Raw genomic sequence first — 20,194 nt, forward strand, 5'->3', positions numbered from 1 at the left:
ATATCGGGGCAACGCGGCATATTGATAGATGCCCGAGATCGCGTCGTTTCGGCCTATACCGAAAGCGGCCGTACGCCATTGACCCAGGCCATGTCTTCCTGCGTCAGCGGAACCTCGCGAAGCTCGCGATTGACAAGAAAATTCTCGGTCTCTTCGGTGGTGATCGCAAGTTCCACCCTGGCATCAAACCGGGTTCGAAACGCCTCGATGATCTCGTCGACGATGACTTCGGGGGCGGAAGCGCCGGCAGAGATGCCGAGCGTGCGGATATTGCCGATCTCGTCCCAGTTCAGCTCAGACGCCCGCTGCACCAGCATGGAGCGTTTTGCGCCGGCGCGCAGCGCCACTTCGACGAGGCGCTTGGAATTGGAGGAATTCGGCGCACCGACGGTGATGAACAGGTCGCAGCCTTCGGCCGCCTGCTTGACCGCTTCCTGACGATTGGTGGTGGCGTAGCAGATACTGTCGGCCGCCGGCGCCTGAAGCTTGGGGAAACGCTCCTGAAGCCGAGCGATAACGCCGGCCGTATCGTCGACCGACAGCGTGGTCTGGGTGACGAAACCGAGATTGTCCGGATCGATAGGCATGTAGACATCGGCATCCGCAACGGTTTCGACCAGCGAAACGGTCCCTTCCGGCAATTGCCCCATCGTGCCGATCACTTCGGGATGGCCGGCATGGCCGATCAGAATGACATGGCGGCCGAGGCGCTGGTGGCGCATCGCCTGCTTGTGCACCTTCGAGACCAGCGGGCAGGTGGCGTCGAGATAGAAGAGATTGCGCGACTGGGCATCTTCCGGCACCGATTTCGGCACGCCATGGGCGGAAAAGACGACCGGCTGCTGACGATGGTCGGGGGGGATCTCGTTGAGTTCCTCGACGAAGATCGCGCCCTTGGCCTCCAGCCCTTCGACGACATAGCGGTTATGCACGATCTCGTGGCGAACATAGACCGGCGCGCCATAGGCTTTCAGCGCCAGAACGACGATCTGGATGGCGCGATCGACACCGGCACAGAAACCGCGTGGACCGCACAGACGGATCGTCAGTTCGGGCTTGGCATCAAGAGGCCGTGCGTCGGCCTGTTCGGTCACCTGAATATTCATTGCGTTCCACACGAAGGGGCCAGGCCCTTGAGGGCAAGCCGCGATAGAGGGCCTCTTGGCGTTCCATATAGGCGAGCCGGGCCGGATGCGCCAAACAAAATTTGCCGAACCGGCGAAAGGACGGCCTTCACGACGCTGTTGTTTCCGTGGAGGCGATCGCTTTTGAAGAGGCGGCCGGATGACGGCGGCGTTTCAGCCACAGGCCTGCAACCACGCCCAACAGCGCCAGCGCCAGCCCGTACCAAGTCAGCGCATATTGCAGGTGATTATTGGGCAGATCGAACTGCGTAACGCCACCGACGGGAAAGCCGCCGGGATTCTTCGTCGTCGCATCGGCATCGACGAAGAAGGGCAGAACCCGCGCGGCATCGAGCCCGGCGCTCGCGGTCATGGCGGCAATGTCCTTCCAGTAGAAGATGTTTTTCGCCAGATCGTTATCCGGCACCAGCGACGAGGGTTTTGCGGCAAGTTTCTGGCGCGCATAACCGGTAAGGCTGACCACCCCCGCCACCTGCCCCTGTTCGCGCCGGGCGGCTTCCTTCATCTCGTAGGGCACGAAACCGCGATTGACGAACAGCGTGCGGCCATCATCGAGTGTCAGCGGCGTATAGACGTAGAACCCGGGCTGGCCCTGATGGGTGGCGAAGAAATGCCGTTCCCCGGCATGATCGAACGTGCCGGAAATTTCCACGCGCCGGAATTCGATATCTTCGCCCCGCTTGCCCGCAGCCTCGATGGCGGAAAGCGGCACCGGTGCGGCGTCACGGCGCTCCGTGATTTTCGCAATCAGTCCTTCCTTCCACTGCAGGCGCTCGACCTGCCATGCGCCGAGCGACACAAGGACGGCAAGACAGACAAGCACGAGAGCGCCGGCGAGAATGGCGCGGCCACGAGACGGCCCACCCGGCGCATCGGCCCGCGGCACTTCAGCTGACGGCACCTCAGCTGGCGGCACTTCAGTTGGCGGCACTTGGGCCTGCGCCATATCTGTCCCCGCCTTAGCCTTCACAACCGAACCCTTCTCCCGATCGTTCATCACGGCCTTCTCATTCCGGTCTCCTCACCGCCAAGACCGTATCACGGTCTGATCTCGATCGGCGTGCCGTTTTCGACCAGATCCCAGATCTCGTCCATTTCGGCATTGGTGACGGCGATACAGCCGTCGGTCCAGTCGAACCACTGGGTAAGCGGCGCAAGCCAGCCGAAGTGGTTTCGCTGGCCATGAATCATGATCATGCCGCCAGGGTCTTCGCCGGCCGCGGCGGCCCGGGCCGTATCGGCTGGGCTCGGATAGGAGACATGGATGGAGCGATGGTAGCCGCTGTCGGGATTGCGCCAGTCGAGCAGGTAACGGCCCTCGGGCGTGCGCCTGTCACCCTCTTTCTGCTTGTGCCCAACCGGCGCGCCACCGAGCGCGACCGCATAGGTTTTGACCACCGTTTCACCATCCATGATCTGCATGCGGCGCTCGGACTTCATGACCAGAACATGGGTGACGGATTGCGCCGCGGCGGCGGATGCGGCGGTGAACAGGACCAGGGCCAAAACCGGCCAGCGCAGGACGTGGTGCATGTGTGACAGGCTTCCTGTTGTACGGGGACGGGCATGGGATCTGGACGGGCACGACGATGGATTCCAGAGGAAAAAGGCGGTCGGATGGCGAAAAGGCCCGGACAAAAGGGCAGCGTGCCGGCGAAAGCTTTCGTCATGACTTCAGTCCTGCATTCCGTCCCTGATCCGGCATCGGTCTCGACAGGCGGGCGCCCGCGTCGCGATGACCGCGATACGATCCCGCCACGATACGATCCCGCCGGGATATCCGCTCACGCCAACCGCCGCAGCCCCTCCCCGACGCGGGCGAGATTTTCCTCCCAGGAAGGCAGTGCGACAGCCTGGCGGGCGACCTTTTTACGGGCCGCGCCGTAAAGGGCGGGATCGGCGATGATGGCCGCGATCGCTGCGGCCATCGCGCGCGGATCTTGCGCATCGACCAGCGTCACCGCTTGCGCGGCCCATCCGGCGACGGCACCCGAGGGCGTCGAGAGAACCGGCACGCCCCGACAGATCGCCTCGGATATGGCCATGCCATAGCCTTCGTAGAAGGAGGAGGCGACATAAAGATGCGTACGGCCCCAGAGCGTTTCGAGGGCGGCGGCCGGCAGTTCTCCGGCAAGCGTTATCATGCGGCCAAGACCCTGCGTCTCAATCACGTCGCGAAGTTCGGCAACGTAATCCGGGTAACGCTCGGTATTGCCCACGATGGTAAGACGCCAGCCGGGTAGAGGCTCTGGCGACAGGCTGCCGGCGTCTTGCGTCACCGAAGGCGCGGATGGCGCCCGGCGTGCGCCCCGGTTTGCATCCGCCGGAAGCAGAGTTGCCATCGCCTCGACCAGAAACTCGTAGCGCTTTCTCGGAATGACGGCACCGACGGAGAGAAGCTGCCATGCCCCCGCGCCATGCGCCGGACTTTGTGGCACCGGATCGTTGCCGGGCTGGGCGGTGATGACCCTGTCGGCAGCGACGCCGTGATGGCGGGTGACATAATCGCAGCTATCTTTCGACGTGACGATGACGAGATGGGCCAGTTCCAGCGCCGATCGCTCGATGCTGTCGCGATCGGCTGCGGCCTGCGGCTGACCGCGCTCCTCGCTCAGCGAATGATGATAGATCAGCACCAGCTTGAACGGCCGTTCCGAAAGGATCGGCAGCAGCATGCAGGCATAGACATGGTCCATCACCAGAACCGCGCCGGCTTCGACCGCGTCGAACATCGCGGCGATCTGCGCAAGCACCGCCGCTTCCGGGCTTGGAAAGCAGGCCGGCACCGTCATTTCCCGCAGGTTGCCGAAATGGCGGTCGACCCAGCCGGTCAGCCGGCGATTGTAGATCCAGCCGCCTGTCTTCTGCTCGTAATCGTGGCTGAAAAAATGATGGATCTGCATTTTTCGGCATGCCTGGGGGGTAGTACAACGCAAACCGGACCGGGGGAGCGGCAACGCGTCGGCAGAAGGCGGGTTTTGACGGAGAGAGACAAGGCGGATGCCGGCCGGCCGCCGCCTTGTCCCCGTCCCGTCGATCGGCGTGCCGGCACCGGGACAAGGCGCGCGGCAGGCCCCGACAGAAGCCTTTTCGAGCAGGAACGACGATCTCAGTGAGCCAGAGGCGCGCCCCAATCGCCCCAGATATAGATCGCGAAGAACAGGAACAGCCAGACGACGTCGACGAAGTGCCAGTACCAGGCGGCCGCCTCGAAACCGAAATGCTTTTGCGGGGTGAAGCCGCCGGTCAGCGCGCGGATCAGGCAAACGGCCAGAAAGATGGTGCCGACCAGAACGTGGAAGCCGTGAAAGCCCGTCGACATGAAGAAGGTGGCGCCGTAGATCGAGCTTTTGAAATCGAACGGCGCGTGCATGTATTCGTAGGCCTGCACGCAGGAAAACAGCACGCCGAGCGCCACCGTCAGCGCCAGACCGTTGATGAGGCCCTTGCGGTCGCCATGCAGAAGCGCGTGATGCGCCCAGGTGACGCAGGTTCCGGACAGGAGAAGGATGACGGTATTGTAGATCGGCAGGTGCCAGGGATCGAGTACCTCGATGCCCTTGGGCGGCCACTGGCCACCGGTGAATTCCACCCGCGAGGCCTGGATTGCCTCGTTGGAAAACAGGCTGGCATCGAAAAACGCCCAGAACCACGCCACGAAGAACATCACCTCCGAGGCGATGAACATGATCATGCCGTAGCGCAGGTGCAGCGACACGACGCGGGTATGGTGGCCCTCGCGGCCCTCCCTGATCGTGTCCGCCCACCAGCCGAACATGGTGTAGACGACGATGGCGAGCCCGATGAAGAACAGCCATGGCGTGGCGAAGTTCAGCCCGAACATCTTGAATTCGCCGCCATGCAGATAGCGCATGTAACCGACGCCGCCAAAGGTGAGGATGAAAGCGCCGATCGAGGCCAGGAACGGCCAGGGGCTGGGGTCGATGATATGGTAGTCATGCTGTTTCTGATGCGTGTCGGCCATGTCTCACTCCCCTGACCTGAAGCTTTTTCCGCCGATAAGGGCGGACCCTCTTACAGTTTCCTGCCGTCCGCTGCGTTCCTGCCCGGCAAGGCCGCCACGGGCTTTGCCGCCGGCGTGCTGGGGTAGAATGTGTAGGATAGCGTGATCGTGCGGATATGTTTGGTTTCCTCGGCCGTGGCGATATCCGGATCGACGAAGAACACCACCGGCATGTCGAGCGTCTCGCCCGGTTTCAGTGTCGTTTCGGTGAAGCAGAAACACTGGACCTTGTTGAAATAGGCGCCCGCCTCCATCGGCGTGACGTTGAACACAGCCGTGCCCGTCACGTCATGCGGGGAGCGGTTGGTTGCCTTGTAGGCGATCTGCACCGTCTCGCCGATCTTCGGCTCGATGGAACGATCGACGGGGCGAAAGTCCCAGTTGAGGCCGTTCGACGTGTTGGCGTCGAAGGTGACGCGGATTTGTCGGTCGAGAATGCGGGTGGAATATTGTTCGACGCGCTGGGTAGTGCCGTTATAGCCGGTGACCTGGCAGAACAGCCGGTAGAGCGGCACGGATGCATAGGCAGCACCGACCATGCCAAAGGTAAAGACGAAGCAGGACGCCATGATCGCGCCATTGCTCATGCGCTTGGGGCTCATGGCGTTTGCGCTCAGGCCGTTTGGGCTCATACGCGTCGGGCTTGCCCGCGCGGAACCGTTTTCGACGCCAGCCGGGATGCCGCCGTCAGCGGGCGAACCCGGCTCCCTCCTCCCTGTCTCCTCCGTCAACCCTGCCTCCCGTCAGTTTGCGAAGCCGCCGATCTTGATCAGCGTTACGATATAGAACAGCACCACCAGGCCTGCGAGCACCAGACCCAGCGCGATATTGCGCCCCCGTCTGGATTTCTTCTGCGCCTCATTGAGCTTGACCGTTTCGATCATCCGCCTGCTCCAAGCAGCGGCCAGAGGCCAGCCAGCCAGCGATCGGCCAGCAGCGCGCTGAAAATCGCAAACAGATAGAAGATGGAATAGAAGAACATCTTTTTCGCCGGCACCATCTTTTCATCGCCATCCGGCATGCGCAGCACGAGGATGGAATAGAAGGTGAAGATGGCGCTCAAAGCGCCGGCAAAGATGCCGTAGCCGATGCTGGCAAGACCGGTGAAGGCCGGCGCGACGGCAACCGCAAAGGTCAGCAGCGTATAGACGAACATCTGCCGCTTGGTGGAACGCTCGCCAACGACATTCGGCATCATCGGAATGCCGACGGAACCGTAATCGCGCATCTTGAAGAGCGCCAGAGCCCAGAAATGCGGCGGGGTCCACAGGAAGGTGATCATGAACAGGATGGTGCTGTCGAGCGACACGTCGCCGGTGACGCAGGCCCAGCCCAGCATGGGCGGAAAGGCGCCGGCCGCGCCGCCGATGACGATGTTTTGCGGCGTCGAACGCTTCAGCCACATCGTATAGACGACGGCGTAGAAGAAGATGGTGAAGGCGAGCAGGCCGGCGGCGAACCAGTTGACGGCCAGACCGAGGATCGCGACCGAAAACACCGACAGCGTCAAGCCGAAAGCCAAGGCTTCGCGCGGCTGCACGCGGCCATCCGGGATCGGCCGCTTGGCGGTGCGGGTCATCACCTTGTCGATATCCGCGTCATACCACATGTTGAGCGCGCCGGACGCGCCCGCGCCGACGGCGATACAGAGAATGGCGATGGCGCCGAGGATCGGGTTGATGTGGCCGGGTGCCAGTACCATGCCGACAAAGCCGGTAAACACGACCAGCGACATGACGCGCGGCTTCAGGAGTTCGAAGAAATCGCGCGCATTGGCTTCCGACAGGCCTGACGCCTGCTCGGCTCCGAATGTGTCGTGATCCTGAATGACGGTCATGCGGTGGTCCTGTTCTCGTATCGAATGGCGAAGGCGGCGCAATCGCTGCGCTGCCTCCCCCCAGAGTGTATCAAGTGCTTACCTGATGCGCGGCAGCTGTTCCCACTGGTGGACGGGCGGCGGTGAAGACAGCTGCCATTCCAGCGTGGTTGCGCCCTCTCCCCACGGGTTATCGCCCGCGACGCGCTTCCTTGCGAAGGCTTCCCATACGCCGAAGAGGAAGATCAGTACACCCACAAAAGAGATGTAGGAGCCGATCGAGGAGACATAGTTCCAGCCCGCGAACGCATCCGGATAATCGATATAACGGCGCGGCATGCCGGCGAGGCCTAAGAAATGCTGCGGGAAGAACACCAGGTTCACACCGACGAACATCACCCAGAAATGCAGTTTCCCGACGAACTCGTTATACATGTAGCCGGTCATTTTCGGGAACCAGTAATACCAGCCCGCGAAGATGGCGAAGACGGCGCCGAGCGACAGCACGTAATGGAAGTGCGCGACGACATAATAGGTATCGTGCAGCGAGCGGTCGAGGCCGGCATTGGCGAGCTGCACGCCGGTCACGCCACCGACCGTGAACAGGAAGATGAAGCCGATCGCCCAGACCATCGGCGTCGCAAACGTGATTGAGCCACCCCACATCGTCGCGATCCACGAGAAGATCTTGACCCCTGTTGGCACCGCGATGACCATGGTTGCGAAGACGAAGTAACGCTGTGCGTCGAGCGAAAGCCCGACCGTGTACATGTGGTGGGCCCAGACGATGAAGCCGACCGCACCGATCGCCACCATGGCATAGGCCATGCCGAGATAACCGAAAACCGGCTTTTTCGAGAAGGTGGAGATGATGTGGCTGATGATGCCGAAACCGGGCAGGATCAGGATATAGACTTCCGGGTGACCGAAGAACCAGAACAGGTGCTGGTAAAGGATCGGGTCACCGCCGCCTTCCGGCGAAAAGAAGCTGGTGCCGAAATTGCGGTCGGTCAGCAGCATGGTGATGCCACCCGCCAGAACCGGCAGCGACAGAAGCAGCAGAAACGCCGTGACCAGAACGGCCCATGCGAACAGCGGCATCTTGTGGATGGTCATGCCCGGCGCGCGCATGTTCAGGATCGTGGTGATGAAGTTGATGGCGCCCAAAATCGACGAGGCACCGGCCACGTGCAGCGCGAAGATCGCGAGATCCACCGCCGGTCCCGGCTGGCCGGAACTGGCGAGCGGGGGATACATGGTCCAGCCGCCACCCGCGCCATAGGCGCCTGCCGGGCCTTCGACGAACATCGATAGCACCAGCAAGAGGAAGGCCGGCACGATCAGCCAGAACGATATGTTGTTCAGACGCGGAAACGCCATGTCCGGCGCGCCGATCATGATCGGGATCATCCAGTTGGCGAAACCGCCGATCATCGCCGGCATGACCATGAAGAAGATCATGATCAGCGCATGTGCGGTCGTGAACACATTGAACATGTGCTTGCCGCCATCGATGGCGGCATCGCCCTCAAAACCGTAAACCATTGCCGCCAGACCGTGAAAGATCTGGATGCCGGGTTCCTGCAGTTCCATGCGCATGGCAACCGACATCAGGCCGCCGACAATGCCCGCCATGATCGCGAAGATCAGGTAGAGCGTGCCGATATCCTTGTGGTTGGTCGACAGGAACCACCGCGTGAAGAAGGACGGCGTGTGGTGATGATGATGGGCGTGATCGTCATGCGCATGTCCGTGGCCATCGGCGTGGCCGCGGGCGACGCCATGATCGGAATGAGCGTGATCGCTGTGATCGGTATGTCCGGCCATGATTCTCCCTCCCCTTACTTCGCAGCCACGGCAACGGATGCATCACCACCATTCGCGGGTGCATCGGTTGCGGCCATCAAGGCCCTGTTGGCGGCGGGCAGATCGGCTGCGGCGGCAGCCTTCCAGCTGTCGTACCTGTCCTGCGACACGACCCGGATGGCGATCGGCATGAAGGCGTGGTCCTTGCCGCAAAGCTCGGAACACTGGCCGTAATACAGACCTTCCTTTTCCGGCTTGAACCAGGTCTCGTTCAGGCGACCGGGCACGGCATCGATCTTGACACCGAAGGCGGGCATGGCAAAGGCGTGGATGACATCGGTGGGCGCGGCCGTCACCAGCATGCGCACGGTCCTGTTCACCGGCAGAACCACTTCATTGTCGACGGCGAGAAGGCGCGGATAGACCGTCATGTCCTGCTTGCCGGCGGCGGCGCGGTCGGGCTCCTTCAGCATGTAGCTGTCGAAGGCGAGCGGATTGTCGCCGCCCTCATATTCGTAATTCCACTGCCACTGGGTGGCGGTCGCCTTGACCGTGACATCCGGATTTTCCGGCATGGTCAGCTGCGCGTTCAAAAGATTGAACGAGGGAATGGCGAGAAACAGCAGGATCAGCACCGGGGCGATGGTCCAGACGATCTCGATCGCCGTATTGTGACTGGTGCGCGAGGCGACCGGATGTTTCGCGGCGCGGAATTTCACCGCCACGACGATCAACAGCGCCAGAACGAACAGCGTGATCGGCACCACAAACCACAGCGAGTAATGATTGAACCACCTGATCTGGTGCATGATCGGCGTCACCGGCTCCTGCAGATCCAGTTGCCAGGGTTTAGGTTGATCGGCGACAGCGACGGTCGCCAAGAGCAGACAGATCAGCGTGCCGACCCCCGCGAAAGCCCTCGAAATCATCATGCACCTCCCTCGCATTTTGATCCGGCTCAAATCAGAATGCAGTTTCCCTGCGACACTCTTCGGTTCAATCATAATTTGCGTTATGCCGCAATACGCGCCCGGCTGAGGCGCTGCGGCATTTTAGCCCGCCTTTACACAATCTTTGCGCGCAGTTTCAAACCCTTGCGAGGATGGCGGAACCCGGCTAGATCAGGCCCGGTCCGTTCGAAGTCCGCAGTCCCACTTTCGCCGCACTCGGCTGGAAAGACGGCGCGAGGCTTTTCATTCCTGAGGTCGGCGACAACAATGGCGCCGTGATTCGATATCTTGAGGTTTTCATGGCGCTTCGCCTAATCCGCCACCGTGTCCTGTCCGTCTGCGTTGCAGCGCTGGTCGCCGGCCTTGCCTTTCCGGCATTCGCCCAGCTGGCGCCGCCGACGCCGAACGAAAAGCAGCCGCGGCCGGAAGCCGCCACGCCGCAGCAGCCCGGCAATGTGCGCGGCAGCCACGGCGCCTGGTCCGTGCTCTGCGACAAGCCGGCCGGTGCGGCATCGGAACAATGCGCGCTGATGCAGAACGTGATCGCCGACGACCGCCCGGAAGTGGGCCTGTCCGTCGTCGTCCTGAAGACCGCCGACCAGAAGTCGAAAATCCTGCGCATCCTCGCGCCGCTCGGCGTGCTGTTGAAGGACGGCATGGAGCTCTACGTCGACAACAACAATATCGGCCGCGCCTATTTTACCCGTTGCTTCAACGAGGGCTGTTATGTCGAGGTCGAGATCGACGACGAGCTGATGCGCATCCTGCGCGCCGGCAAGAGCGCCGTGTTTGCCCTGCGTGAATCGGTCGATCAGGACCGCGTCGGCATTCCGATCGAGCTGACCGGTTTTGGCCCCGGCTACGACTCGCTGCCGTAATGGCATCCTTCGAAAGCCAGCGCTTTACCCTGGCCTATGACGACGGCGTCGTAAGAGACTCCGCCCGCGCCTTCATCCGGCGGCGGGCTTTTGCCGAGCAGCGGATGATGTGGGTGATCGCAGCGCTGATGGCGGCCTTTTCCGTCTACCTGCTGGGCACCGGCGGCAATGACGTGTTTGCCGCCGTGCTGCTGCTGCTCGCCGTCGCACCCTTCATCTGCGTTTTCACCTTCCAGCGCATGCTGATTACCCGCACGCTGAAACGGCACCGCCGCACGGCTGAAGTGACCGTCGATGCCGATGGCATTGCCGTGGTCTCCGAGATCGGCGAAGGCCAAATGCTTTGGCGCGACGTGACGGAAATCTGGGAACTGCCGAATGCGTTCATGATCTTCACGGATACGACCGTGTTCGACACGTTTCCGAAAGCTGGCATGCCGGACATGGTGCAGGCCTATCTGAAGGCACGCGCGGCGCAGATGGTGGTGGCGCAAAAGGCTTGAGACTTGCGCCACGGCCAAGCTCTCCGTCATCCTCGGGCTCGTCCCGAGGATCTAACCACATCGATGATTTCAGGCCGTTGCAGATCCTCGGGTCAAGCCCGAGGATGACGGCGGAGGGGAGGATGACGGCGGAGGGGTTGGCGACATCATCGGACAGCACTGAGGCGAAGGTCAGACTTGCGTCCTCCCCATGACGGACCTACATCGGATTCCTGACATATTTCGGTTTGGTGCAGCGATTTGCCCTCATCCGAACCGGAAGGCGCGATAAGGCCGCCAAGGAGCATGCATGAACACCGACCTTCTCAACCTGTTCGACGTCGATGAAACCAGACTGCGCGAGATTTTGGCGCAGACGCTTTCAGGCGCCGATGACGGCGAGCTTTATCTCGAGCATGCGCAGGCGGAATCGCTGGCCTTCGACAATGGCCGGCTGAAGGGTGGTTCGTTCAACACCGACCAGGGTTTTGGCCTGCGCGCCGTGGCCGGTGAAGCGGTCGGCTATGCCCATTCGGGCGACCTTTCCGAAGCCGCGCTGAAGCGCGCGGCCGATGCCGTGCGTGCCGTCACCTCCGGTTATTCCGGCTCATACGCCGCCGCCCCGCAACGCACGAACAAGAAATATTACGGCGACGAAAACCCGATCGGCGAACCGAGTTTCGAAGCCAAGGCAAAACTCTTGGCCGAAATCGACGCCTATCTGCGCGACAAGGACCCGAAAGTGCGGCAGGTCTCCGCCTCAATCGCTGCCTCCTGGCAGGTGGTCGATATCCTGCGCGCCGATGGCCATCGCGTGCAGGATGTGCGCCCGATGACGCGCGTCAACATTTCCGTTGTCGTCGGTGAAGGTGACCGGCAGGAAAGCGGCTCCTTCGGCACTGGCGGCCGCGTCAGCTTTGGCGAGTTCGTGCAAAACGGCAACTGGAAGAACGGCGCCGACGATGCGCTGCGACAGGCACTGGTCAATCTCGAGGCGATCGATGCGCCGGCCGGCACGATGGATATCGTGCTTGGAAACGGCTGGCCGGGCGTGATGCTGCACGAGGCCGTCGGCCACGGGCTGGAAGGCGATTTTAACCGCAAGAAAACCTCGGCCTTTGCCGGCCTGCTTGGCGAAATGGTCGCCGCCCCCGGCGTTACCGTCGTCGATGACGGCACGATCGACAGCCGTCGCGGCTCGATCACCGTGGACGATGAAGGCACGCCCTCCGCCTATAACGTGCTGATCGAGAACGGCCGTCTGGTCGGCTACATGCAGGATCGGCAGAACGCCCGCCTGATGGGCATGAAACCAACCGGCAACGGTCGCCGTCAGGGCTATGCGCATGTGCCGATGCCGCGCATGACCAACACCTATATGCTCGGTGGCGACAAGAGCCCGCGAGAGATCATCGCGTCGGTGAAGAAGGGCATCTATGCCGTGTCCTTCGGCGGCGGCCAGGTGGATATCACCTCGGGCAAATTCGTGTTCGGCTGCACCGAGGCCTACATGATCGAAGACGGCAAGCTGGGCGCACCGGTGAAGGGCGCCATGCTGATCGGCAACGGCCCGGATGCGATGAAGCGCATTTCCATGGTCGGCAACGACATGGCGCTCGATACCGGCATCGGCAATTGCGGCAAGGCCGGCCAGTGGGTGCCGGTCGGCGTCGGCCAGCCGCATCTGCGCATGGATCAGGTAACGGTCGGCGGCACCAAGGCCTGAGGATTTTCAGATGAGCGAGATCACCGTCCGGCCTTTTGAACCGCAGGACAAGGACGGCGTGATTTCGGTCATCCTGCCGATCCAGCGCGAAGAATTCGGCTTTGATATTACGGCGGGAGACCAGCCGGACCTCGCCGTCATTCCCGATTTCTACCAGACCGGCAAAGGCGGGTTCTGGGTGGCGGAGAAGGACGGCGTGATCGTCGGCACGATCGGATTGAAGGATATCGGTAACGGTCAGGCGACACTGCGAAAGATGTTCGTGGCGGCGGGTGCGCGCGGCCGTGAGCACGGCACCGCGGCAAGATTGCTCGAGCGGCTGTTTGCGCATGCCAGGGATGTGGGCGTGAACGAAATCCTCCTCGGCACGACCGACAAATTCCTCGCCGCCCACCGGTTCTATGAAAAGCACGGCTTCGTGCAGGTGGACAAGGCGGACCTGCCGGAGGCGTTTCTGTTCATGCAGGTGGATACGCGGTTTTACCGGCGTGGGGTGCGACGATAGCTGCCTGGTGACTTTTCCTCGTGAAGGCGCCGCAGTCCGACAGGCATCGCGACGTCTTCTCGTTCGTATCGCAATGTCATATCCGCCCGCACCACTACAGGAAAAGGCCCCTCTCGCGATGATATACCCATCAAAACCAGTTGTTTGACTTGGCGCGAGAAAGGCGGGCAGGTGGCGGCTCCAAACCCACCGCAGCGACCCGTCCACCATGTCCCTCAATACCCTGCTTGAGACACTCAACGCCTTTCTGCCCGGCCAGAACTGGACCCAGGTCGCCTTCGTCTTCGCCGCCGCCACCATTGCCGGCTTGGCGCGCGGCTTTTCCGGCTTTGGCGGCGCGCTGATCTTCGTGCCGCTCGCCGGTGCCGCGATGAGCCCGAAAATCGCCTCGGCGCTTCTTCTCCTCATCGACAGCACGACGACACTCGGCATGGTGCCGGCCGCATGGAAAAAGGCCAACCGCCGCGAGGTTGGCACGATGCTGATCGGCGCCCTGTTTGGCGTGCCGCTCGGCACCGCCCTTCTGGCGCTTAGTCCCCCGGTCACGTTGCGCTGGATCATTTCCATCGTCGTTCTGCTGCTGCTCGCCTTCCTCATCTCCGGCTGGCGCTACCATGGCCGTCCGAAAGTGCCGCTGACGATCGGTGTCGGCTGGCTGGCCGGGCTTTTCGGCGGTGCGGCGCAGATGTCGGGCCCGCCCGTCGTCGCCTATTGGCTGGGCGGCGCAATTGCGCCGCAGATGGTGCGCGCCAATCTGGTCGTCTATTTTGCGCTGGCGACGGTGATTTCGGCAACCTCCTATATCGTCAGCGGCATTCTGACGCTCGAAGTGGTGCTGCTCGCCGCCGTCATCGCGCCGGGTTATGGCGCAGGCCTTTATCTCGGATCGCATCTCTTCGGCATTGCCAGCGAAAGGACGTTCCGGCTTATCTGTTTCGGATTGATCGCAATGGCGGGCGTGGTAGGCTTGCCCTTGTGGGACGGATGGCGGTGAAGGGTCTGGCCATGCGCAGCCGTTACATTCCATCCATCGTGGCCCTTCTGGCGGCGCTCATGACGGCGCCGTGGTCGCTCATGCTGATTGCCATGGGTTACGACGAACGGGGATCGTCCTGGGGCTGGCTGCACACTGTTGTCGCAGGCCTTCCGGTCTCGCTTTGCATCGTTTCCGTGACATCGCTGCGCTGGGCAACGCATGGCGACCGGCTTCCCCTGTTCGCGGGCCTTGCGCTCCTTGCCCTCGACGTATCGGCCCTCGCTCTCTTGTGGGTCATTGCGTGACGCGGCGGTGATCCGCCGGGCAATCTTTAACAACGCTTAAGACAACGGCGCTAGTTTCCTTCACACAATCACATCTGGGGGTGGTGCGATAGGATGACAGGCAGGTTTGACGCAGTCTGGCGCCGCAGCGTCAAGCGGGCGCTGATTGCCGGCGGGCTGGAGACCGCCGCGATGGGTGCGCGCGCGAAAATCATGCCCTCCGCACGCGGGCGCGGCGCCATTTTCACGCTGCACCATGTGCGTCCGCCCGAGGGGCATCCGGCCGAGCCGAATGCTCATCTGGATATCACGCCCGAATTTCTCGACAGCGCCATCCGCCGGCTGAAGGCGGATGGCTATGAATTCCTGTCGCTTTCCGATGTGGCGGCGCGCATGCGGCGGCCGGTCGAGGGTGCGAAACCCTTTGCCGCCTTCACGCTCGACGACGGTTATCGCGACAATGTCGAACATGCGCTGCCGGTCTTCGAACGCCATGGCGTGCCTTTCACCATTTTCGTTACCCAGGGATTTGCGACCCGCAGCCATGGCATGTGGTGGGAAACGCTGGCGGCGCTGCTCAACGCGCTGCCGGAAATCCGTTTCGATTTCGGCGCACATTCCGGGCGTGGCGAGATCACCCTGCCGCTTCGGACGGCAACCGACAAGCTCGATGCCTTCGACCATTTTTCACGCTTCATCGCAGCCGGCAGCGAAACCGAACAGGTGGCGGTGGTGGATGCGCTGACGGCCCGCCACGGCATCGATGCGCTGGACATTACCCGACAACTGACGATGGATGTCGAGGAATTGCGGGCGCTTTCGCAGCATCCGCTGGCCTGCCTCGGCGCCCATACCGTCAGCCACCGTTCGCTTGCGCAGTTGCCGGCATCGGAAGCGCGGCGCGAAATGCTTGCCGGCATCGAATGGATGGAGGCGGCATTCGGCCGGCGACCGAAGAGTTTCGCCTATCCCTACGGCACGCAACGGGCCGTTAGCGAACGCGACACCGCGCTTGCCCGCGATCTCGGTTTCGAGCTTGCCGTCACCACCCGGCCGGGCACGCTCGCCGACGATCTGCGCGAGCGCATGACCGCCCTGCCGCGCATTTCGCTCAACGGCTATTATCAGGTGCCGCGCTACGTTTCGGCGCTGGCCTCCGGCCTGCCCTTTGCGCTGTCGCGCAAGCCGGTAAGCGCCGGCGACGGCAAGCTCTCACCCGCCGGCGAAGTGGTCGGCTGAACGGCGCCTTTACGGGTACATCCGCACCTTCTGCCAATCCCCCTCGGGCGTGTCGCGGCGAAATTCCACGCGGTCGTGCAGGCGAAACGGCCGGTCGTGCCAGAATTCCATCGAGACTGGCCTGATGCGGAAACCGGACCAGTGGGCGGGGCGTGGAATATCGCCGATCGCATAGCGCGCCGTATATTCGGCCACCGCCTTTTCGAGCGCGAATCGCCCTTCGAGCGGCCGCGACTGTTTCGATGCCCAGGCGCCGATGCGGCTGCCGCGCGGACGCGTTGCGTAATAGTCGTCGGCTTCCTGGTCGGAAACGACCTCGACCTCGCCGCGCAGCCGCACCTGACGGCGCAGCGATTTCCAGTGAAACACCATGGCGGCCTTTTTCTGGCCCAGAATTTCGCGCCCTTTCTGGCTTTCGAAATTCGTGTAGAAGACGAACCCGCGCTCGTCATAGCCCTTCAACAGAACCATGCGCACATTCGGCAGGCCGTCTTCATCGACGGTTGCAACCGCAACGGCGTTCGGATCGTTGATCTCTGAGGCTGTGGCGTCCCGCAACCACGCACCGAACAGCGAAAATGGTTCGTTTTCCTCGGTGAAGTCACCGGATGTTAACTCAACTTCTGTCATATTGACGAAAATGCTCCTGATCTGTGAAGTGCATCCGTAACAATCTCGAAGTGGACGCAAGTTGGCATTGATAGCAAAGACAGTCGGCCGCACAAGCAAGACGCGCGCGTTTGCGGCAAAAGGCCTGGCAATTCTCGGTCTTGCTGTCATGCTTTCGGGCTGCACGAGCTCGCTCGACCTGTTCGGCGGCAGCAAGGTCGACCGCATGTCGACCGGCACCATTCCGGCCAAGCGCAATCCGACCGCGCTTTCCGACGAGGTGACGGTGCAGAATGCCGTATCCTCGGCCGACCTTTCGAAGGTCTCGATGTCGCCGCTTCCCTGGGCCAATACCACGACAGGCAGCGCCGGCGTGGTTTCCTCCATCCGCGAGGCCCGCACGCAAGGCCATATCTGCCGCGACTTTACCACCACGCGCCATTCCTTTGAAGGCATTGCGCAATTTACCGGCCAGACCTGTCTGACCAACAATGGCAGCTGGATGCTGACGGCGTTCGACCGCCAATAACGGCTGTCAGCAAGCGCGGTCGGCAACTGCGGGCGCGCATGCTTATATCGCCCCCCGCAAAGCCCTGCGGCTCTCGCCGTTTACCTTGATTTTCAACCTCTCCTTAGCGGTTGCTCTGCTAGCCTCTGCTCATTACGCCGGCGCTGAGCGGACATGAGGAACCGACAGCGTCGTGCAAGAGTTGTTTCCGCACGGGGGTCCAGGATGATCGCGGACCCGCCGCCAATCAGTAACCGGTGGTGCGTCATGCGCGATCCCTATTCCGTCCTCGGCGTCAAACGGACCGCGGGCGCCGACGAAATCAAGGCCGCATGGCGCTCGAAGGCGAAATCCGTGCATCCCGATCACAATCTCGACGATCCGAGCGCGACCGGACGCTTTGCCGAGATCGGCCAGGCCTATGACGTGCTGAAGGACCCCGACAAGCGCCGCCGTTACGACCGCGCCGCCGACATGCACCAGACCATCATGCAGCAGCGCGAGGCCGCAAGGCAGGCCGAGGAGCGCGCCAGGGCCGCCCGCGCCAATGCTGAAAAGGTGATGGAGGAACTGGCGCGCGCCAATGCGCAGCGCGCCCGAAACCAGGCGCACGAAGCCCAGACCGCCTCTCATGGCCAGGCTTCGGCACGATCGAAATCGGCTGGCGCGGAGCCGGCATCGGGCGAGGATGCCGAGGACATGATCGAGCGCATTTTCGGCTCCGGCGATGAGGCCGTCGATGCCGCCCGCGACAGGGCGGCGGCCCAGAGCCGGCAGCAGGCCCCTCAACAAGGTCAGCAGCAGGGCCAGCAACAGGCGCGCCAGAAGACCCGTGCGGAAGCCGCCGCCGACACCGGACCCGAGACAGGTTCCGAAAGGACCGCTGCGGGCGATGAGACTGCCGGCCGCAGCGAGGCTGCGCCCAGACCGCCGCTGCCGATGCAGGCGGTGGAACTGGTGGCAGCCCTGGTACGACGCTGGCGCGGCACGCCGCCGGAAAAGGCGCCGGACCTGACCGCAGAGGTGATCGTTTCCCTCGACGACCTGATCGCCGGCAATACCGTGCCGCTCAATCTTTCGGAAGATCGCGACCTTCGGCTGCCGCTCGAACCGGGCATGACCGACGGCCATGTCGTGCGCCTGAAGGGCCAGGGCCTGAGAATGCCCTCCCCCATTGCGCGCGGCGATCTGGTGGTGACCGTGCGGGTTGCCCGTCATGAGCGGTTCCGTCTCGAAGGGTTTGACCTGCACACCGTGCTGCCGATCTCGCTTGAAGACGCCGTGCTCGGCACCGAGGCCGAAGTGGAGACGCCGGGCGGCAAAGTGCCGATCACCGTGCCGGCCTGGTCCGGCTCCGACCGGAGCATCACGCTCGATGGTCTTGGCCTTGCCGATGGTCAGGGCGGTCATGGCAAGCTGGTGGTGGAACTGCGCGTCGTTCTGTGGGACAAGCCCGACGACAAGGTGACCGATCTGATGCGGCACATGCGCCACGGGCTCTACGTATGACGGTTCTGCGACGGTTTTCGCCGTCATGCACCCTTTGTTACGGTCTCTAACAGGAGATGATCCGCCGCAAGCTTGAACCACAAGTCCGCCTATGCCATAGGCAACCTACTCTTTAGGCGGGTTTTCGCCACTGCATTTCAGGGGACTATTCATGGTTCAGGCTACCGGCCTCATGGCAGGCAAACGCGGCGTCATCTTCGGCGTCGCCAATAACCGCTCGATCGCATGGGGCATTGCCAAGGCCATTCACGCACAGGGCGGCGAGATCGCTCTCACCTGGCAGGGCGACGCATTGAAGAAGCGCGTCGAGCCGCTCGCCACCGAAATCGGCGCCTTCATGGCCGGCCATTGCGACGTGACCGACGAGGCCTCGATCGACGAAGTGTTCGCCAATGTCGAAAAGGAATGGGGCAAGATCGATTTCATCGTTCACGCCATCGGCTTTTCCGACAAGGACGAGCTGACTGGCCGGTACGTCGACACCTCTGCCGACAATTTTGCCAGGACGATGCAGATCTCGGTCTATTCCTTCACGTCGATCGCGCGCCGCGCCGAAAAGCTGATGACCGATGGCGGCTCGATGCTGACGCTGACCTATTACGGTGCCGAAAAGGTCATGCCGAACTATAACGTCATGGGCGTTGCCAAGGCTGCTCTCGAAGCCAGCGTCAAATATCTCGCTGTCGACCTCGGCCCGAAGAACATCCGCGTCAACGCCATTTCGGCCGGCCCGATCAAGACGCTGGCCGCATCCGGCATTGGTGATTTCCGCTACATCCTCAAATGGAACGAATACAACGCGCCGCTGCGCCGCACCGTCACCATCGAGGAAGTCGGTGATGTCGGCCTCTACATGCTCTCCGACCTGTCGCGCTCCGTGACCGGCGAAGTGCATCACGCCGACAGCGGCTATCACACGATCGGCATGAAGGCCGTCGACGCGCCGGACATTTCGGTCATCAAGGACTGACACCGGCCAGGACCTGAAACCGGGATCGAGGGCATGCCGCATTGCTGATCTATGTCATTCGCCACGGCCAGACGGACTGGAACGCCGAGGGCCGGCTTCAGGGCCAGAAGGACATCGATCTCAATGATTTCGGTCGCGCCCAGGCGACCGCCAACGGCGAGGAACTGAGCGGCCTGATCGACGATCGGGTCGCCGATTTCGATTTCGTCGCAAGCCCGATGGCGCGCACGCGCGAGACCATGGAACTGCTGCGCAAGGCCATGGGCCTTCCCCCGAAAGACTACCGCACCGACGAGCGCCTGCGCGAACTTTCCTTCGGGGACTGGGAAGGGTTCACGCTGAAGGAAGTGCGCGAGCGCGAACCGGAAAGGCTCGCCGCCCGCAAGGCGCAGAAATGGGGCTTCATTCCGCCCGGCGACGATGCGGAAAGCTACGAAATCCTCTCATGGCGGGTCGGCGCATGGCTTCAGGGCGTGAAGCAGCCGACCGTGTGCGTATGCCACGGCGGCGTCATCCGCACCCTCTTCCGCCTCGTCGGCGACCTGCCCGAGGACGACGCGGCAAGCATTCCGATCCCGCAGGACAGGATTCTGGTGATCGATCGGGATGCGCGGCAGATCGGCTGGGTCTGAGGCGGCATGGGGTTTGGGCGAACAGGCTGCGGTCTGCTTTCGGCCGAGGCTGTGTAAAAACGCAATCCTGATGTAGAATCATCTTCGTCGATCGGAGGTGGCAATGTCAGGCTATATCGAAGGCATCAGTCGCGA

Annotated in this window: 22 protein-coding genes; 11 read left to right on the top strand and 11 right to left on the bottom strand. The window is 62.5% G+C overall.

The features are described from left to right. Positions 1–53: 53 nt before the first annotated feature. The 10 genes from ispH to coxB form a co-directional block, all read right to left on the bottom strand. On the bottom strand, positions 54–1,106 hold the full coding sequence (gene ispH, locus ACQKKX_RS18875; protein WP_427572861.1) for a 4-hydroxy-3-methylbut-2-enyl diphosphate reductase: 1,053 nt from the start codon (positions 1,104–1,106) through the stop codon (positions 54–56). Positions 1,107–1,233: 127 nt separating this feature from the next. Then, on the bottom strand, positions 1,234–2,142 hold the full coding sequence (locus ACQKKX_RS18880; RefSeq protein ID WP_427572863.1) for an SURF1 family protein: 909 nt from the start codon (positions 2,140–2,142) through the stop codon (positions 1,234–1,236). Between the two features lie 41 nt (positions 2,143–2,183). Continuing rightward, positions 2,184–2,678 (bottom strand): L,D-transpeptidase family protein, encoded by a 495-nt coding sequence (locus ACQKKX_RS18885; protein WP_427572865.1) that lies wholly within the window; start codon positions 2,676–2,678, stop codon positions 2,184–2,186. A gap of 251 nt (positions 2,679–2,929) precedes the next feature. Beyond that, positions 2,930–4,048 carry a glycosyltransferase family 4 protein gene (locus ACQKKX_RS18890; RefSeq protein ID WP_427572867.1) on the bottom strand — a complete coding sequence of 373 codons (1,119 nt, stop codon included), beginning with the start codon at positions 4,046–4,048 and terminating at the stop codon, positions 2,930–2,932. 206 nt (positions 4,049–4,254) lie between these two features. Next, on the bottom strand, positions 4,255–5,130 hold the full coding sequence (locus tag ACQKKX_RS18895; protein WP_427572869.1) for a cytochrome c oxidase subunit 3: 876 nt from the start codon (positions 5,128–5,130) through the stop codon (positions 4,255–4,257). A gap of 50 nt (positions 5,131–5,180) precedes the next feature. Then, positions 5,181–5,801 (bottom strand): cytochrome c oxidase assembly protein, encoded by a 621-nt coding sequence (locus ACQKKX_RS18900; protein WP_427572901.1) that lies wholly within the window; start codon positions 5,799–5,801, stop codon positions 5,181–5,183. 111 nt (positions 5,802–5,912) lie between these two features. Further along, positions 5,913–6,053 carry a hypothetical protein gene (locus ACQKKX_RS18905; protein WP_427572903.1) on the bottom strand — a complete coding sequence of 47 codons (141 nt, stop codon included), beginning with the start codon at positions 6,051–6,053 and terminating at the stop codon, positions 5,913–5,915. Then, positions 6,050–7,006: a heme o synthase gene (cyoE, locus tag ACQKKX_RS18910; RefSeq protein WP_427572871.1), complete on the bottom strand. Its 957-nt coding sequence runs from the start codon at positions 7,004–7,006 to the stop codon at positions 6,050–6,052. Before cyoE ends, ACQKKX_RS18905 begins: the two co-directional genes overlap by 4 nt. Positions 7,007–7,084: 78 nt before the next feature. Beyond that, positions 7,085–8,812: a cytochrome c oxidase subunit I gene (ctaD, locus tag ACQKKX_RS18915; RefSeq protein WP_427572873.1), complete on the bottom strand. Its 1,728-nt coding sequence runs from the start codon at positions 8,810–8,812 to the stop codon at positions 7,085–7,087. 14 nt (positions 8,813–8,826) lie between these two features. After that, positions 8,827–9,720, bottom strand: coding sequence for a cytochrome c oxidase subunit II (coxB, locus tag ACQKKX_RS18920; protein ID WP_427572902.1), 894 nt, complete (start codon positions 9,718–9,720; stop codon positions 8,827–8,829). Positions 9,721–10,040: 320 nt separating this feature from the next. On the opposite strand from coxB, the gene ACQKKX_RS18925 reads away from it, so the two are divergent. From ACQKKX_RS18925 to ACQKKX_RS18955, 7 genes are all read left to right on the top strand, one after another. Further along, positions 10,041–10,619 carry an invasion associated locus B family protein gene (locus ACQKKX_RS18925; RefSeq protein ID WP_427572875.1) on the top strand — a complete coding sequence of 193 codons (579 nt, stop codon included), beginning with the start codon at positions 10,041–10,043 and terminating at the stop codon, positions 10,617–10,619. Continuing rightward, positions 10,619–11,122 (top strand): YcxB family protein, encoded by a 504-nt coding sequence (locus tag ACQKKX_RS18930; protein WP_427572877.1) that lies wholly within the window; start codon positions 10,619–10,621, stop codon positions 11,120–11,122. The genes ACQKKX_RS18925 and ACQKKX_RS18930 overlap by 1 nt, the downstream gene beginning before the upstream one ends. Positions 11,123–11,411: 289 nt before the next feature. Beyond that, positions 11,412–12,827, top strand: coding sequence for a metalloprotease TldD (gene tldD, locus ACQKKX_RS18935; RefSeq protein ID WP_427572878.1), 1,416 nt, complete (start codon positions 11,412–11,414; stop codon positions 12,825–12,827). Positions 12,828–12,837: 10 nt separating this feature from the next. After that, positions 12,838–13,332, top strand: a complete 495-nt coding sequence (locus ACQKKX_RS18940; protein WP_427572880.1) for a GNAT family N-acetyltransferase — start codon at positions 12,838–12,840, stop codon at positions 13,330–13,332. 208 nt (positions 13,333–13,540) lie between these two features. Next, positions 13,541–14,326: a sulfite exporter TauE/SafE family protein gene (locus tag ACQKKX_RS18945; RefSeq protein ID WP_427572882.1), complete on the top strand. Its 786-nt coding sequence runs from the start codon at positions 13,541–13,543 to the stop codon at positions 14,324–14,326. An 11-nt stretch (positions 14,327–14,337) separates the two neighbouring features. After that, positions 14,338–14,613 carry a hypothetical protein gene (locus tag ACQKKX_RS18950; protein WP_427572884.1) on the top strand — a complete coding sequence of 92 codons (276 nt, stop codon included), beginning with the start codon at positions 14,338–14,340 and terminating at the stop codon, positions 14,611–14,613. Between the two features lie 93 nt (positions 14,614–14,706). Further along, positions 14,707–15,831 carry a polysaccharide deacetylase family protein gene (locus ACQKKX_RS18955; RefSeq protein ID WP_427572885.1) on the top strand — a complete coding sequence of 375 codons (1,125 nt, stop codon included), beginning with the start codon at positions 14,707–14,709 and terminating at the stop codon, positions 15,829–15,831. 9 nt (positions 15,832–15,840) lie between these two features. Here the strand turns inward: ACQKKX_RS18955 and pdxH are convergent, their stop codons facing one another. After that, complete coding sequence (pdxH, locus tag ACQKKX_RS18960; RefSeq protein ID WP_427572887.1) at positions 15,841–16,461, bottom strand: pyridoxamine 5'-phosphate oxidase; 621 nt, start codon at positions 16,459–16,461, stop codon at positions 15,841–15,843. 61 nt (positions 16,462–16,522) lie between these two features. On the opposite strand from pdxH, the gene ACQKKX_RS18965 reads away from it, so the two are divergent. From ACQKKX_RS18965 to ACQKKX_RS18980, 4 genes are all read left to right on the top strand, one after another. Next, positions 16,523–16,969: an RT0821/Lpp0805 family surface protein gene (locus ACQKKX_RS18965; protein ID WP_427572889.1), complete on the top strand. Its 447-nt coding sequence runs from the start codon at positions 16,523–16,525 to the stop codon at positions 16,967–16,969. A gap of 246 nt (positions 16,970–17,215) precedes the next feature. Then, complete coding sequence (locus tag ACQKKX_RS18970) at positions 17,216–18,457, top strand: J domain-containing protein (protein ID WP_427572890.1); 1,242 nt, start codon at positions 17,216–17,218, stop codon at positions 18,455–18,457. 151 nt (positions 18,458–18,608) lie between these two features. After that, positions 18,609–19,427 carry an enoyl-ACP reductase FabI gene (fabI, locus tag ACQKKX_RS18975; RefSeq protein WP_427572892.1) on the top strand — a complete coding sequence of 273 codons (819 nt, stop codon included), beginning with the start codon at positions 18,609–18,611 and terminating at the stop codon, positions 19,425–19,427. Positions 19,428–19,468: 41 nt separating this feature from the next. Further along, positions 19,469–20,059: a histidine phosphatase family protein gene (locus ACQKKX_RS18980; RefSeq protein ID WP_427572894.1), complete on the top strand. Its 591-nt coding sequence runs from the start codon at positions 19,469–19,471 to the stop codon at positions 20,057–20,059. Positions 20,060–20,194 lie beyond the last annotated feature (135 nt).

This window comes from Neorhizobium sp. NPDC001467, assembly GCF_050275975.1.
Lineage (GTDB): Bacteria > Pseudomonadota > Alphaproteobacteria > Rhizobiales > Rhizobiaceae > Neorhizobium.